Annotated in this window: 13 protein-coding genes and 1 pseudogene; 9 read left to right on the top strand and 5 right to left on the bottom strand. The window is 72.7% G+C overall.

The window, feature by feature from the left end; genetic code table 11:
• Positions 1 to 33: 33 nt before the first annotated feature.
• A complete protein-coding gene (locus tag NF338_RS06715; RefSeq protein ID WP_231581824.1) occupies positions 34 to 819 on the bottom strand; it encodes a lysophospholipid acyltransferase family protein in 786 nt (261 codons plus the stop codon).
• A gap of 57 nt (positions 820 to 876) precedes the next feature.
• Here NF338_RS06715 and NF338_RS06710 point away from each other — a divergent pair, with 57 nt between their 5' ends.
• Positions 877 to 1,509, top strand: a complete 633-nt coding sequence (locus NF338_RS06710) for a hypothetical protein (RefSeq protein WP_264030066.1) — start codon at positions 877 to 879, stop codon at positions 1,507 to 1,509.
• Positions 1,510 to 1,569: 60 nt separating this feature from the next.
• On the opposite strand, the gene NF338_RS06705 is transcribed toward NF338_RS06710, so the two are convergent.
• On the bottom strand, positions 1,570 to 2,517 hold the full coding sequence (locus NF338_RS06705; RefSeq protein WP_087472309.1) for an ROK family glucokinase: 948 nt from the start codon (positions 2,515 to 2,517) through the stop codon (positions 1,570 to 1,572).
• A 260-nt stretch (positions 2,518 to 2,777) separates the two neighbouring features.
• Between NF338_RS06705 and NF338_RS06700 the strand changes: the two genes are divergently transcribed.
• A complete protein-coding gene (locus NF338_RS06700) occupies positions 2,778 to 4,595 on the top strand; it encodes an AMP-dependent synthetase/ligase (protein WP_264030065.1) in 1,818 nt (605 codons plus the stop codon).
• A gap of 76 nt (positions 4,596 to 4,671) precedes the next feature.
• Here the strand turns inward: NF338_RS06700 and NF338_RS06695 are convergent, their stop codons facing one another.
• Positions 4,672 to 6,114, bottom strand: a complete 1,443-nt coding sequence (locus NF338_RS06695) for an NYN domain-containing protein (protein ID WP_264030064.1) — start codon at positions 6,112 to 6,114, stop codon at positions 4,672 to 4,674.
• A gap of 125 nt (positions 6,115 to 6,239) precedes the next feature.
• Here NF338_RS06695 and NF338_RS06690 point away from each other — a divergent pair, with 125 nt between their 5' ends.
• A complete protein-coding gene (locus NF338_RS06690; RefSeq protein WP_264030063.1) occupies positions 6,240 to 8,084 on the top strand; it encodes a DEDD exonuclease domain-containing protein in 1,845 nt (614 codons plus the stop codon).
• Entirely contained in the window at positions 8,078 to 8,359 is a 282-nt protein-coding gene (locus NF338_RS06685) for an Lrp/AsnC family transcriptional regulator (protein ID WP_024840033.1), read from the top strand. The genes NF338_RS06690 and NF338_RS06685 overlap by 7 nt, the downstream gene beginning before the upstream one ends.
• A 43-nt stretch (positions 8,360 to 8,402) precedes the next feature.
• Here the strand turns inward: NF338_RS06685 and trpD are convergent, their stop codons facing one another.
• Positions 8,403 to 9,500, bottom strand: coding sequence for an anthranilate phosphoribosyltransferase (trpD, locus tag NF338_RS06680; protein WP_412846273.1), 1,098 nt, complete (start codon positions 9,498 to 9,500; stop codon positions 8,403 to 8,405).
• Positions 9,501 to 9,533: 33 nt separating this feature from the next.
• Entirely contained in the window at positions 9,534 to 9,971 is a 438-nt protein-coding gene (locus tag NF338_RS06675) for a hypothetical protein (RefSeq protein ID WP_264030062.1), read from the bottom strand.
• 316 nt (positions 9,972 to 10,287) lie between these two features.
• Between NF338_RS06675 and NF338_RS06670 the strand changes: the two genes are divergently transcribed.
• The 5 genes and pseudogenes from NF338_RS06670 to NF338_RS06650 all read left to right on the top strand — a co-directional run.
• Positions 10,288 to 10,938 (top strand): heme-copper oxidase subunit III, encoded by a 651-nt coding sequence (locus NF338_RS06670; protein ID WP_082141561.1) that lies wholly within the window; start codon positions 10,288 to 10,290, stop codon positions 10,936 to 10,938.
• Positions 10,939 to 11,011: 73 nt separating this feature from the next.
• Positions 11,012 to 11,791 (top strand): c-type cytochrome, encoded by a 780-nt coding sequence (locus NF338_RS06665; RefSeq protein WP_264030061.1) that lies wholly within the window; start codon positions 11,012 to 11,014, stop codon positions 11,789 to 11,791.
• Positions 11,788 to 12,849, top strand: coding sequence for a Rieske 2Fe-2S domain-containing protein (locus tag NF338_RS06660; protein WP_412846270.1), 1,062 nt, complete (start codon positions 11,788 to 11,790; stop codon positions 12,847 to 12,849). The genes NF338_RS06665 and NF338_RS06660 overlap by 4 nt, the downstream gene beginning before the upstream one ends.
• Positions 12,846 to 14,609, top strand: coding sequence for a cytochrome b (locus NF338_RS06655; RefSeq protein ID WP_087472317.1), 1,764 nt, complete (start codon positions 12,846 to 12,848; stop codon positions 14,607 to 14,609). Before NF338_RS06660 ends, NF338_RS06655 begins: the two co-directional genes overlap by 4 nt.
• Before the next feature lie 189 nt (positions 14,610 to 14,798).
• Positions 14,799 to 14,893, top strand: a pseudogene (locus tag NF338_RS06650) (superoxide dismutase); the annotation flags it as partial.

Genomic DNA, 14,893 nt, shown 5'->3' with positions numbered 1-14,893 from the left:
GGGCACCACGAGCACTGCGCGACCGGCCGTCGCTCAGTCTACTGACGTCGCGCCGGGCTCCGGCGGCGGTTCCGGGACCTGGACGTCGGGGGCCGGGCGGCCGCCGGGCGCCCCGCCCGCCTCCTCGGACTCGGTGTGCCCCGCGGCGAGGCGTGCCTTGGCCGTCGCGGCGTAGATGTCGACGTACTCCTGGCCCGACAGCCGCATGATCGCGTACTGGATCTCGTCCGCGACGGCGCGCAGGATGAAGCGGTCGTTCTCCATGCCCCGGTAGCGCGAGAAGTCGAGGGGCTCGCCGATGACGACCCCGATGCGCATGGGCTTGGGGATGACCTTCCCGATCGGCTGGGCGATGTTCGTACCGACCATCGCGACCGGGACCACGGGGGCACCCGACTCGAGCGCGAGGCGCGCGACGCCCGTCTTGCCGCGGTACAGCCGCCCGTCGGGGCTGCGCGTGCCCTCGGGGTAGATGCCGAACAGGTCGCCCTCGCGCAGGACGCGCAGCCCGGTCTCGAGCGCGGCCTCGCTCGCCTTGCCGCCGGCCCGGTCGACGGGGATCGTGCCGACGCCGCGCATGAACCCGGCCGTCAGGCGTCCTTTGACCCCCGTGCCCGTGAAGTAGTCGGACTTGCCGAGGAACTGGACCTTGCGGTCGAGGACGAGCGGAAGGATGAAGGAGTCGATGACCGCGAGGTGGTTGCTCGCGAGGATCGCACCCCCCTCGTCCGGCACGTGCTCGACGCCCCGCGTCCAGGGACGGTAGAGGACCCGCAGGATCGGGCCGACCATCACCTGCTTCATGAACCAGTAGAACAACGTTCCTCCTCGCGGGGTCCCGGCGCGGGACGTGCATCCGACTCTAGAGTGATTCCTATGGCCGCACCGAACGCCCAGCCGGACTCCCCGCAGCCCGACGACGCACCCGACCCCACGCCCGACGACGCGTCGCGGGGCCCCCAGCGCCCCGAGCCCGACGACGAGGGTGGCCAGCAGGACGACGTGCCGCGCGAGCCTGCGCTCGACGTGGACGCGCAGTGGGCCGGCATCGTGGCCGAGCTCTCCGACCTGTCCGACCTCGACCGCGACGGCGCGCGCCCCTCCGAGGACGGGGACGGTCCCGCGGACGCTCCGGACGGGCCCGCGCCGACGCCGCGCGACGGCCGCGACGTGCTCGGGTCCGTGCCGGTCGCGCCCTGGGTCCGCACCAGCGGTCCCCGCGACTGGCCGACGACGCCGGAGGTCGAGGACCTCGAGGAGGCCGAGAGCCACTTCGTGCCGCCGGACCCGCCGCTCGTCCTCGGCCGCGACCCGCTCCTCACCATGGCGTGGGCGCTCGTCGTCGGCGTGCCGATCCTGCTGCTCGTCGTGCTCGTCGTGGTGCGCCCGTACCCGGTGATCGTGGCGCAGGTGGGCGGCGGGGCGTTCCTCGCCGGGCTCGCGATCCTCCTCTGGCGCATGCCGCACCGCCGCGACGACGACGACGAGGGCCCGGGCGCCGTCGTCTGACGCCCGGGCCCCGCCCGTCCCTGGTCGTGCTGCCCGTCTCGGCCGGCCCCTCGCAGCCGGTCAGCGGCGGGCGAGGTCCGCCGCGCCGACGATGCCGGCCTCGTTGCCGTGCTCGGCGAGCTCGATGCGCGCCTCGGGACGGTGCCCGCGCGCGGAGAGCTGGTCCGCGAACGCGCGGCGCACGGGCTGGAGCAGCAGGTCGCCGGCCGCGCCGACGCCGCCGCCGATGACGATGAGCTCCGGGTCGAGCAGCGCCGTCACCGAGGCCGCGCCCTCCCCGATCCAGCGGCCGAGGGTCGCGAGCAGCTCGACCGCGAGGTCGTCGCCCTCCTGCGCGGCCTGCGTGATCTGGGGACCGTTGAGCTTGTCCGGGTCGCCGCCGCAGATCTCCAGGAGGCGCGTCGCGCGGTCGGGCTGGGCGATGAGCGCGTTCTGTCCGTCGCGCACCAGGGCGCGGCCGGACGCGTACTGCTCCCAGCAGCCCTCGTGGCCGCAGCCGCAGTAGTGGCCACCCGGGACGACGCGCATGTGCCCCACCTCGGCCGCGACGCCCCACTTGCCGCGCACGAGCTCGCGGTCGACGACGATCGCGCCGCCCAGGCCCGTCCCGACCGTCAGCATGAGCATGTCGGTCGCGTCGCGACCGACGCCGAACTGGAACTCCGCCCAGCCCGCCGCGTTCGCGTCGTTCTCGACGACGATCGAGACGTCGGTGTCCCCGATGAGCTCGCGCACGTTGCGCGCGAGCGGGTACTCGCGCCACGCGATGTTCGGCGCGAAGAGCACCGAGGTGCGGTCGGGGCTGACGAAGCCCGCCGCCGCGAGACCCATCGCGCCGACCTCGTGCTCGGCGGTCAGCTCGGCATACACGTCGGCGATGGCACGGTCGATGCTCGCGACGTCGTCGGGCTCGGTGTCGCGGCGCGTCTGGACGAGGATCTCGCCCTTCTCGTCGACGACCCCGGCCGCGATCTTCGTCCCGCCGATGTCCACACCGATGGCGTGCATGTCCCGTCCTCACTCGCTCGGTAACCGCTGACTAACCGCTGGCTGGAAGCCTCACGCTGCGGGTGCTGCCCGCGCACGGGCGACGCACGACGACGGCTCGCGACCCCGCGCCCGGGTCGTCCTGCCGGAACTCCGCGCCCGCGCGAAACGTTGCGCAAGCAGCGCACAGCACCTGAAGCCTACCGACATCGACAGGTCCCGGGCACACACCGCCACTGGGTAGGGTTCTCCCACCGTCGACTACTGCCACTGGAGCCAGCATGGACGAGATCAGCGCCCCACGGATCGTCGAAGTCGATCCCTCGAAGAACCTCAACGACCTGCTCGCGAGCCGTGTCGCGGCCGACCCGGCGGCGCCGATGGTCGAGCGCCGCGCCGGCTCCGACGGCGCGTGGCAGGCCCTCAGCGCGCGCGGGTTCGACGCCGAGGTCGTCGCCGTGGCGAAGGGGCTCGTCGCGCGCGGGATCCAGCCGGGCGACCACGTGGGCATCATGTCGCGCACACGGTACGAGTGGACGCTCCTGGACTGGGCCACGTGGGCGGCCGGCGCGGTGCCGGTGCCGCTGTACGAGACGTCCAGCGCGGAGCAGGTGCAGTGGATCCTGTCGGACGCCGACGTCCGGCTGCTCGTCGTCGAGACCGAGGCGCACGCGGCGACCGTCGGCGAGGTGCGCGACCAGGTCCCCGCGCTGTCCGACGTCCTCGCGATCGACTCGGGCGCGATCGCGACCCTGACCGCCGACGGTGCGGACGTCGAGGACGCCGAGATCGCGCGGCGCCGCGGCCTGGCGAACCTCGACGACGTCGCGACGATCATCTACACGTCGGGGACGACCGGGCGCCCCAAGGGCGCGGAGCTCACGCACGAGAACTTCTACTCGCTGACGGTCAACGCCGTGAAGGCGGTGCCCGAGGTGTTCGGCGAGCCGGGCGGTCGCACGCTGCTGTTCATGCCGCTCGCGCACGTGTTCGCGCGGTTCATCGGCGTGCTCGTCGTCGCCGGCGGCACGGTGCTGGGACACACGCCCGACACGAAGACGCTGCTCGACGACCTCGGCACCTTCAAGCCGACGTACATCCTGTCCGTGCCGCGCGTGTTCGAGAAGGTCTACAACTCGTCCGAGCAGAAGGCCGCCGCGGGCGGCAAGCTGAAGATCTTCCACTGGGCCGCGGCCACGGCGATCGCCTACTCGCGCGCGCTCGACGAGCCGTCCGGCCCCGGCGTCGGGCTGCGCCTCCAGCACAAGGTCGCCGACGCCCTCGTGTTCAAGAAGCTCCGCCACGCGCTCGGCGGCCGCGCCAAGTACGCGGTCTCCGGCGGCGCGCCGCTCGGCGAGCGGCTGGGGCACTTCTACCGCGGCATCGGCGTGCGCATCCTCGAGGGCTACGGGCTCACCGAGTCGACGGCGCCGACGAGCGTCAACCGCCCCGCGACCACGAAGATCGGGACGGTCGGCGAGCAGCTCCCGGGCTGCGCGGCGCGCATCGCCGAGGACGGCGAGATCCTGCTCAAGGGCGACCACATCTTCCGCGGCTACCACAACAACGAGCAGGCCACGGCGGACGCGTTCGTCGACGGGTGGTTCCGCACGGGCGACCTCGGCTCGCTCGACGAGGACGGGTTCCTGCGCATCACCGGGCGCAAGAAGGAGATCATCGTGACGGCGGGCGGCAAGAACGTCGCGCCCGCCGTCCTCGAGGACCGTATCCGCGCGCACGCGCTCGTCTCCCAGTGCGTCGTCGTCGGCGACCAGAAGCCGTTCATCGGCGCGCTCGTCACGCTCGACCCCGAGGGGCTGCCGGGCTGGGCGAGCATGCACGGCAAGGAGCCGATGTCGATCGAGGACGCGGCCAAGGACCCCGACGTCCTCGCCGCCCTCGACGCCGCCGTGACGCGCGCCAACCAGGCCGTGTCGCGCGCCGAGTCCATCCGCAAGTTCACCGTGCTCACCACCGACTTCACGGTCGAGAACGGCTACCTCACGCCCTCGCTCAAGGTGAAGCGCAGCGAGGTGCTCAAGGACTTCGCGGCCGACGTCGAGGCGATCTACGTGGACGGGCCCGCCCCGGTCCGCTGACGCTCGACGGTCGTCGACGACGCCCCCTTCGGCCCTCCTCGGCACCCGCCGGGGAGGGCCGTCGGCCGTGCGGGCGTCAGCGACGCGCGAGGCGCGCGAGGAGCGCCTGCGCCGGGACGCTCACGGCACCCATCGCCTGCACGTCGTCCGACACGGCGCGGTCGCTCGTCACGACGACGACGGGACGGCCCGCGGGCTCCGCCGCGACGAGGCGCCGGATGAGGTCGTCGGCGATCTCCCCCGACGAGAACAGCACGCGCACCCCGCGCGGGGCGTGCACGGGGCGGACGGCGGTGTCGGCCCCGTCGAAGCACACTGTGACCTCCGTGCCTCCCGCCGCGACGCGCAGGAGCCCGCTGAGGAGCCGGTCGCGCTGCTCGGCGAGCGTGAGCTCCCCGAAGCCCGTCTTGGTCACGTTGTAGCCGTCGACGACGAGGTGGGTGCGCGGGACCGACAGGAGGTCGCCGAGCAGCGCGGGATCGTCCGCCGCGCGCCCGCGCGACCCGGGCCTCGCTCGTGCGGTCGTGTCCAGCAGAGCGGCGGCGACGTCGTCGGCCGGGGTCGTCGTGGCAGGCCCCAGCGCGAGCTCGCGCCGCAGCCCGGCCGCCGCGTCGACCACCGTGTCGAGCAGGAGCCGCGCGCGTGCCGTCGCGACGTCGGCCGCCGACGTCCTCGCCCGACGTGCCTCGTCCCGCTCCGCGCGCGCCCGAGCGAGCTCGACGCCCGCGGCGCGGCGCTCCTCGCGCGCGTCGCACAGCGCCCCGTCCGCCTCCGCGCGCTCGGCCGAAGCCGCCTCCAGGGCCGCCCTGGCCTCGGCCCGCGCCCGGTCGGCGTCCGCCCGCAGCCGACGCTCGGCGCGGCGCGCGCCCGCGAGCTCCGCCGTCGCGGCGTCCGCGCGCGCGACGGCGTCCCGCGCCTGCGCCCGCAGCTCCTCGACCTGCGCGGCCAGCCGGTCGCGGTCGCGGCGCAGCCGGGCGGCTTCTCCACGCTCCGAGCGTTCGGACCGTAGCGTCGTGTCCAGCGCGCGGGCGCGCTCCACGGCCGTCTCCCAGCCGTCCGGGCGCAGCAGGAAGGCGCCGGCGGCGCGCTCACGGACGAGCGCGGGAGCGGTCGTCCCCTCGTCGCCCGGTCCCGCCGCGGCTTCCTCCCGTGCTGCCGCGACGCGTTCGTCGGACGGTTCCTGGCCGTCGGTGACCGGGACGTCCCGCGGCGCGATCGACGCGGTCTCGTGGTCGCGAGACCAGGCGGCGGCGACGGCGTGGCGGAACCCGGCGTCGTCGACCAGGGCACGCCACAGCGGCGCCGCACCGGCCGACGCGCGCCGGCGGGGCGCGAAGGCCTTGACCCGTTGCAGGGCGACTGGGACGAGGACCGGGTCGAGCGAGCCGAGCACGTCTGCCGCCGCCTCGACGAGCAGCGCGCGCACCGCAGGCGGGACGACGCCGGCGAGCCCCTCCTCGTCCGACCTCTCGGCCACCATCCCCTGCGCCTCCTGCGTGTCTGCCGTCGGGAGCGCCACCGGACATTTCGTCCCTGATCGTCCCGATTCCCCGTGGCACCACCCTATGCCGTGACCGTGCCGCACCGAGGACGTCGTCGCGTCCCGCCCCGGCCGTGTCGGTGGCCGTCGCTAACCTCGCCGCCATGTCGTCCGGACCCCTCCTCGCCTCCTCGCGCGAGGGGTCCGCGCCTCGCGGCGTGCCCGTCCAGCCCACGCTCGACGACCTCGGGACGCCGCTGCGCGACGTGACGTTCGTCGTCGTCGACCTGGAGACCACGGGCGGGTCGCCCGCGGGGGCCGGGATCACGGAGATCGGCGCCGTCAAGGTGCGCGGCGGCGAGGTGCTCGGGGAGTTCCAGACGCTCGTGGACCCCGGAGTCCCGGTCCCGGCCTTCGTGGCCCGGCTGACGGGGATCACCTCGTCCATGGTCGCGACCGCCCCGCGCATCGAGGCCGTGCTGCCGAGCTTCCTGGAGTTCGCGCGCGGCGCCGTGCTCGTCGCGCACAACGCGCCGTTCGACATCTCGTTCCTCAAGGCCGCGTGCCGGGCCGCGGGCTACGAGTGGCCCGGGAACCAGGTGCTCGACACGGTCCCGCTCGCGCGCCGCGTCGTGACGCGCGACGAGGCCCCGAACCACAAGCTCGCGACCCTCGCCGCACTGTTCCGGGCTACCGTGACGCCCGACCACCGCGCGCTCGCCGACGCGCGCGCCACGGTGGACGTGCTGCACGCCCTCCTGGCGCGGCTCGGGCCGCTGGGCGTCACCCACCTCGAGGACCTCGCGGGCGCGACCGACCCGGTCCCGCAGGACGTGCGGCGCAAGCGGCACCTCGCGGACGACCTCCCGGACGCCCCGGGCGTCTACCTCTTCCGCGGGCCCGGCGAGGAGGTGCTCTACGTCGGCACATCGACGTCGATCCGGCGCCGCGTCCGGTCCTACTTCACCCGCTCGGAGAAGCGCAGCCGCATCACGGAGATGGTGCGCATCGCGCACGCCGTCACCCCGGTCGTGTGCGCGACGCCGCTCGAGGCGCAGGTGCGCGAGCTGCGCCTCATCGCGGAGTACGCACCGCGCTACAACCGGCGGTCGCGCCACCCCGAGCGCATGACCTGGGTCCGGCTCACGGACGAGACGTACCCGCGCCTGTCCGTCGTGCGGGACGTCCGCGCCCCGGCGGCCCACATCGGGCCGTTCGCGTCCAGGCACCAGGCCCAGGCTGCGGTCGACGCCCTCCACGACGCGTTCCCGCTGCGCCAGTGCACGCGCCGGCTCCCGGTCGTCGCCTCACCGGGGGCCACGGCGTGCGTCCTCGCCGAGATGGGGCGGTGCTCGGCGCCGTGCACGACCGTCGAGCGCGACGCCGGCTACGCGGCCGTCGCGGTGGGCGTGCGCGAAGCGTTCGAGGGCGACCCGTCCCACGTCGTCGCGGAGCTCGGGCGACGGATCGTCGCGCTCTCGCGCGACGAGCGGTTCGAGCAGGCGGGCGAGCTCACGCACCGGCTGCGGGCCTTCCTCACGGGCGCCGCGCGGGCCCAGCGGCTCGCCCCGCTCGCGGCGTGCGCCGAGCTCGTGGCAGCCCGCGCGACGGACGCGGGCGGGTGGGAGATCGTCGTGGTGCGCCACGCGCGCCTGGCGGCGACCGGGGTGAGCGACCCCGGCGCGGACCCGTGGCCCCTCGTGGACGCGCTCGTCGCGACGGCGGAGACCGTGGCCCCGCCCGTGCCGCCCGCCCCGGCGAGCCACCCCCACGAGGCGGAGATCCTGCTGTCGTGGCTCCAGGAACCCGGCGTGCGGATCGTCGACGTCACCGGTCCGTGGGCGTGCCCGGTCCGGTCCGCGGGCTCGCACGTGGACCTTGCCGCCACGGCCCGGGACGTCGCGCGTCGTGCAGGCGTCGAGGACGGCCCCGACCTGACGCACGCGGCGCCCGGCGTGACCGTAGAGTGGTCGCCAGTCGACGACCCGACCCCGGAGGAACCATGCTGACCGCCATCGTCCTGATCGACACCGACCCCGCCCGCATCCCCGAGGTCGCGTCCGAGGTCGCGGACCTCAAGGGCGTCAGCGAGGTCTACTCGGTCACGGGCAAGGCGGACCTGGTCGCCATGGTCCGGGTCCAGGAGCACGACCAGCTCGCCGACGTCATCGCGGACCGCATCAGCAAGGTCCCCGGGGTCGTGCGCACGGAGACGTTCATCGCGTTCCGCGCCTACTCGAACGTCGACCTCGAGCAGGCGTTCGCGCTCGGTCTCGACGACTGACGAGCCGCCCGGCACCGCCGGACGGCTCGTCCGTGCGAGCGGGTCAGTCCCGCGCGGCGGCCTCGGCCCAGCGCGCGAGGACGTCGCGGGCCGCGCCCGTGTCCACGCTGCGCGCGGCGATGTCGTAGGCGGCGCGGAGCCGCTCGGCGAGCGTCCCCGCGGCGGTCCCGGGCAGCGTGCCGTCCGCGACGAGCCCGGCGGCCGCGTTGAGCAGCACCGTCTCGCGCACGGGACCGGTCTCGCCCGCAAGGAAGCGTCGCGCCACGTCGGCGTTGTGCGCCGCCTCGCCGCCCCGCAGGTCGGCGACCGTCACCGGCGCGAGGCCCAGGTCCGCGACCGGGTCGAGGCGGTGCTCCGTCACGACGCCCTCGCGCACCTCCCACACCGTCGCCCCGCCCGTCGCCGCGAGCTCGTCGAGCCCGTCGTCGCCGCGGAACACGAGCGCCGAGGTCCCGCGCCCCGCGAGCACCCCGGCGATGAGCGGCGCCATGCGCGCGTCCGCGACGCCGATCGCGGCCGCACGCGGCTGCGCGGGGTTCGTCAGCGGGCCGAGGACGTTGAACGCCGTCGGGATGCCGAGCTCCTTGCGCGCGACGCCCGCGTGGCGCATGGACGGGTGGAAGACCATGGCGAAGCAGAAGGTGATCCCCGCCTCCTGCACGATGCGCGCCACCCGCTCGGGGCCGTGGTCGAGCCGGATGCCCAGCTCCTCGAGCACGTCCGCCGCGCCCGACGACGAGGTCGCGGCCCGGTTGCCGTGCTTGACGACCCGCACGCCCGCGCCCGCGATGACGAGCGAGGCCATCGTCGAGATGTTGACCGTGTGCGCGCGGTCCCCGCCCGTGCCGACGATGTCGACCGCCGGACCGTCCACGGTGAACCGGCTCGCGTGGGCCAGCATCGCGTCGGCGAGGCCGGTCAGCTCGGCGACGGTCTCGCCCTTGGCGCGCAGGGCCACGAGGAAGCTCGCGAGCCGCACGGGCGACACCTCGCCCGACATCACCTGGTCCATCGCCCACGCGGTGGAGTCGGTGTCGAGGTCGTGCCCCGCGACGAGCTCGGTCAGCAGGCCGGGCCACGAGAGCCCCGTGCCCGTCGAGTCGCTCGTGGTCGAGGCGGCGGGGTGCGGGGTGGCGGTCACGGGTGGCCCTTCGGCTGGTCGGTCTCCTGTCGGCTACCGCGTGCCGGAGGCACGCAGCAGGTCGGCGACGGCGCGCTGGAGCGCGACCGCGTCGAACGGCCGGGGCACCGCGTCGTCGGCGAGCGACCACGATGCTAGCCAACCGTCCTGCGGCCTGCCGGTGAGGACCAGGACGGGCGGGCAGCGGTAGACCTCGTTCTTGAGCTGGCGGCACAGACCCATGCCGCCGGCCTTGTCGGCCTCGCCGTCGAGGACGAGCAGGTCCCAGCCGCCTGCGTCCGCGGAGGTCACGACGGCCGCCGGGGTCGCGACCTCGAGCCACTCGATGTCCGGCTGACCCGCACCCAGCCGCCGCCCGACGGCGAGGCGCACCTGCTCGCGCACCGTCACGTCGTCGCTATACAGGAGGATGCGCGGCGCGCACGGGGTCACGGTCGTGTCCCCGTGCGTCGTCGTCACGGTCGTCGTCATCGTCGTCACCGTCGCCTTCGTGGTTCTCTCGGGTGGTCCCGGGGGCGCGCCCCAGCAGCTGCGGCACGCGCGTCCCGAATGGCATCTTGGCACGTCGGAGCCGATCGCAGCACCCCCTCGCGCGGTGCCCGCGCCGACCGGCACGGGACCCGGGACCAAGGGCCCTGGCCGGCCCCGTGAGCGTGCCGGTTTCATGGCACTCAGCAGCGATCCGTCACCAAGTGCAGGTCTCCGTGGGAAGATCTGGAGACATTGTGAGATTCACCGCCTCCGGGCGGCAGTCTGCGTGCCGCGAACGGGCCGTTCGTCGGCCATAATGGCTTCTGTGTCGACCGCAACGGCTGCCCCCCACGCCCATCAGCACGTGAGCGTCAACCGACCGAACCCCGTCTCGGTCGGGACGATCGTGTGGCTGGCCAGCGAGCTCATGTTCTTCGCCGGCCTCTTCGCTATGTACTTCACGGTCCGCGCCGTGATGCCCGCCGACGAGTGGGCCCTGCAGGCGGACAAGCTCAACCTGACCTTCGCGGCGATCAACACGACCGTCCTGGTGCTGTCGTCGGTGACGTGCCAGATGGGCGTGTGGGCCGCCGAGCGCTTCCAGCCCGTGCGCACCGGCTCGATCTTCCAGGTGAACCGCTGGGGGATGAACGAGTGGATGACGCTCACGTTCCTCATGGGCGCGTTCTTCATCGGTGGTCAGATCTTCGAGTACGCCGAGCTCGTCGAGCACGGGGTCTCGATCTCCTCGACGCCCTACGGCTCCGTCTTCTACATCACGACCGGCTTCCACGGACTCCACGTCGTCGGTGGCCTGATCGCCTTCCTGTTCCTTCTCGGCCGCTCGTTCTCGGCCAAGAACTTCGGGCACCACGAGGCCACGACGGCCATCGTGACGTCCTACTACTGGCACTTCGTCGACGTCGTGTGGATCGCGCTGTTCTTCGTGATCTACATCTTGCGCTGACGACGCTCCCGGGGTCCGCCCCGGCCCGCCCACCCGCCCCCTGCTCCCCCACCTGCGAGACGAGGATCATTTCGTGAAGGCACTCGCCGCCCGCAGACACCACCGCTTCGCGCCGGTCGTGCTGCTGCTGCTGGCGCTGCTGGTCACCGGTGGCGTCTACGCCGCCTTTGCACCGACTCCGGCCAACGCCGAGACCGCCAGCACCGAGGACATCGAGACCGGCCAGAAGCTGTTCCAGGCCAACTGCGCCACGTGCCACGGCCCGAACGCCGAGGGCACGGACACGGCTCCGTCGCTCGTCGGCGTCGGAGCCGCGTCGGTCGACTTCCAGGTGTCCACCGGTCGCATGCCCATGCAGATGGACGGTCCGCAGGCCATCCAGAAGCCTCGCCAGTTCAACGAGGAGCAGACGGCGCAGCTCGCCGCCTACGTCGCCTCGCTCGGTGCCGGCCCGGCGATCCCGACGGACGAGCAGGTCGACGCCTCGCTCGGCGACGTCGCGAACGGCGCCGCGATCTTCCGCACCAACTGCGCGATGTGCCACAACGCCGTCGGGGCGGGCGGCGCGCTCTCCGAGGGCAAGTTCGCTCCCCCGCTGTGGGAGACGTCGGAGCGCAACATCTACCAGGCGATGCTGACGGGCCCGCAGTCGATGCCGGTCTTCAACGACGCGACCATCACGCCGGAGGAGAAGCGCGACGTCATCGCGTTCCTCGAGTTCCAGCGCGAGGGCTCGGCCGGTGGCCTGTCGCTCGGCTCGCTCGGCCCGGTCAGCGAGGGCCTGTGGGCCTGGATCGTCGGAATGGGCCTCCTTATCGGGGCCGCAGTGTGGATCGGAGCGAAGTCCTCGTGAGCGACTACCAGAACCCCCGGTCGCCCGAGTCCTCGCACCGCGAGGTCGGGCACCGCGAGGAGCACGGCACCCTCGACACGTTCCCGGACCCCGGTCTGCCGGAGCACAAGAGCCGCATGGCCGACCGCGACCCGAAGGCGTCGAAGCGGGGCGAGCGCCAGGTCGCGACGCTCTTCGGCATCTCGGTGATCGGCACGATCGCCGCGCTCGTCGTCTACTTCGTCATCCCGCCGGACGGGACCACGGCGGGCGTGCGCCTGTCGACGCTCTCGCTCGGCGTGGCCATCGCCTTCGCGCTGCTCGGCATCGGCCTCGGCGCGGTGCACTGGGCGAAGGTGCTCATGTCCGACCACGAGAAGGTCGACGAGCGTCACCCGATCGCGAGCGACGCGGAGACCCGCGTCGGCGCGATCGCCGAGCTCGAGGCCGGCGCCAAGGACTCGGGCATCGCCCGCCGCGGCGTCCTCAAGGGCGCGGTGATCTCCGCGCTCGCGCTGTTCCCGCTCACCATCGCGGTCCCGCTCGTCGGGAGCGTCGGCGGCGACTGGAACGTCTCGAAGTTCAAGCACACGCTCTGGAAGCCCGGGACGCGCCTCGCGATCGACCCCTCCGGTCGGCCCATCAAGGCGGCGGACGTGACGATCGGCTCGGTCGTGCACATCATCCCGGAGGCCTCCCAGGAGGAGATGCAGTCCCACGAGTGGATCACGGAGAAGGCCAAGGCCGTCGTCCTGCTGGTCCGTCTCGACCCGCGCGACATCGTCTCCGACCAGTCCCCCGAGGGTGAGACCTGGTCGTACGACGGCATCGTCGCGTTCTCCAAGATCTGCACGCACGTCGGCTGCCCCGTGGCGCTCTACGAGCAGCAGACGCACCACCTGCTGTGCCCGTGCCACCAGTCGACGTTCGACGTGGCCGACAGTGCCAAGGTGGTCTTCGGGCCCGCGAAGCGGCCCCTGCCGCAGCTGCCGATCACCGTTGATGACGAGGGCTACCTGGTCGCCCAGAGCGACTTCCACGAGCCCATCGGCCCGAGCTTCTGGGAGCGTCTGAAGTGACCACCAGCACCGGAACCGCCGCACCCAAGGCGGCCGCACCGAAGGCAGCCGCGCCGACGACCCCCGCCGGCAAGGCCGCCGACTACCTGGACCAGCGCACGGGCATCGGCGTCGCCGTCAAGGAGTTCGCGCGCAAGGTCTTCCCCGACCACTGGTCGTTCCTGCTCGGCGAGATCGCGCTGTACTCGTTCGTCGTCCTGATCCTCACGGGCATCTTCCTGACGATGTTCTTCGTGCCGAGCATGTCGCTCGTCACGTACCACGGCGAGCCCGCGTCGATGAACGGCGTGCTGATGTCCGACGCGTTCGCGTCGACGTTGCACATGTCGTTCGAGGTCCGTGGCGGTCTGCTCATGCGGCAGATCCACCACTGGGCGGCGCTGATCTTCCTCGCGGCGATCGTCACGCACATGATGCGCGTGTTCTTCACCGGCGCGTTCCGCAAGCCGCGCGAGATCAACTGGCTCGTCGGCATGCTGCTCATGATCATGGGCCTCGCCGCCGGCTTCTCCGGCTACTCCCTGCCGGACGACGTCCTCTCCGGCAACGGCCTGCGCATCACCGACGGCGTCGTGAAGTCGATCCCGCTCATCGGGTCGTACCTCTCGTACTTCATCTTCGGCGGCGAGTTCCCGGGCGAGCACATCATCCCGAGACTCTTCACGGTGCACATCCTGCTCGTGCCGGGCCTGATCCTCGCGCTCGTCGCGCTCCACCTGTTCTTCGTCGTGCTGCACAAGCACACGCAGTACCCCGGTGGCGGTCGCACGGACAAGAACGTGGTCGGCTACCCGCTGTTCCCGGTGTACGTGGCCAAGGCCGGCGGCTTCTTCTTCGTCGTGTTCGGCATCCTCGCCCTCATGGGCGGCACGATGGCGATCAACAACGTGTGGAACTACGGCCCGTTCGACCCGTCACCGGTGTCCGCGGGAGCCCAGCCCGACTGGTACATGCTGTTCCTCGAGGGCTCGCTACGACTGATGCCCGGCCAGGCGGAGTTCGTGACGTGGGGCGACTACACCGTGCCCCTCAACGTCCTGATCCCGGCAGTGGTGGTACCCGGTCTGCTGTTCACGTTCCTCTTCGTCTACCCGTTCCTCGAGGCCGCGGTGACGAAGGACAAGCGCGAGCACCACGTCCTCGACCGCCCGCGCAACGTGCCGGTCCGCACCGGCCTGGGCGTCGCGTTCCTCACGGCGTTCATCATCCTGGCGCTCGCCGGGTCGAACGACCTCATCGCGACGCACTTCCACATGTCGATCAACACGATCACGTGGGCGTTCCGCGTCCTCTTCTTCGTCGGGCCCTGGTTCGCGTTCTGGATCACCAAGCGCATCTGCCTCGGCCTGCAGCGCAAGGATCGCGAGCTCGTGCTCCACGGCCACGAGACGGGCCGGATCGTGCGGTTCGCGCACGGCGAGTACATCGAGGTCCACCGCCCGCTCGACGAGCAGGAGCGCTGGCTCCGGGTCAACTACCAGGCTCACGAGCCGCTCGAGATCGAGCCGGCGACGGACTCCCGCGGTGTCCGGCGCAAGGGCTACAAGAAGGACAAGCGCCTCCAGCGCCTGTCACGGTTCTTCTACGAGGACCGGATCGAGCCCGTGTCGCCCGCCGAGCTCGCGGCCGCGCACTCCCACGGCGAGCACGACGCGCTCGAGGGCGAGAGCCACGAGCAGATCGAGGCCGGTGCCGCCACCGTCGGTGGTGGGCGTGACCTCGTCGAGCCGGAGAAGGGCGCCGACGAGCGTCGACCCTGAGGTTCCTGCACAGTAGGACGATGACCCGCGACCAGTCCCCTCATCGAGGCGGACGGGTCGCGGGTCATCGTCGTCTCGGCTCCCGGGCGCGGGCCGTCGCGTCCGCCTGACGGAGACCCGAGACACCGCCAGATCACCGCACAGGGGCTGCTGGACGCACTCCAGCGCCCGACCCAGGAGGTACTCCGGATGCCCGTCTACACCCTGCCCGAGCTGTCCTACGACTACGGTGCGCTCGAGCCGCACATCTCCGGGCGGATCATGGAGCTGCACCACTCCAAGCA

The sequence above is a fragment of the Cellulosimicrobium sp. SH8 genome (assembly GCF_025818875.1).
GTDB lineage: Bacteria > Actinomycetota > Actinomycetes > Actinomycetales > Cellulomonadaceae > Cellulosimicrobium > Cellulosimicrobium cellulans_D.
This window is presented reverse-complemented; position numbering and strand designations above follow the sequence as displayed.

Bases quoted from the DNA above. Each gene is read 5' to 3' on its own strand.
- NF338_RS06710 (WP_264030066.1), top strand. From the start codon at position 877: ATGGCCGCACCGAACGCCCAGCCGGACTCCCCGCAGCCCGACGACGCA.
- NF338_RS06705 (WP_087472309.1), bottom strand. From the start codon at position 2,517: ATGCACGCCATCGGTGTGGACATCGGCGGGACGAAGATCGCGGCCGGG.
- NF338_RS06700 (WP_264030065.1), top strand. From the start codon at position 2,778: ATGGACGAGATCAGCGCCCCACGGATCGTCGAAGTCGATCCCTCGAAG.
- NF338_RS06690 (WP_264030063.1), top strand. From the start codon at position 6,240: ATGTCGTCCGGACCCCTCCTCGCCTCCTCGCGCGAGGGGTCCGCGCCT.
- NF338_RS06685 (WP_024840033.1), top strand. From the start codon at position 8,078: ATGCTGACCGCCATCGTCCTGATCGACACCGACCCCGCCCGCATCCCC.
- NF338_RS06675 (WP_264030062.1), bottom strand. From the start codon at position 9,971: ATGACGACGACCGTGACGACGACGCACGGGGACACGACCGTGACCCCG.
- NF338_RS06670 (WP_082141561.1), top strand. From the start codon at position 10,288: ATGGCTTCTGTGTCGACCGCAACGGCTGCCCCCCACGCCCATCAGCAC.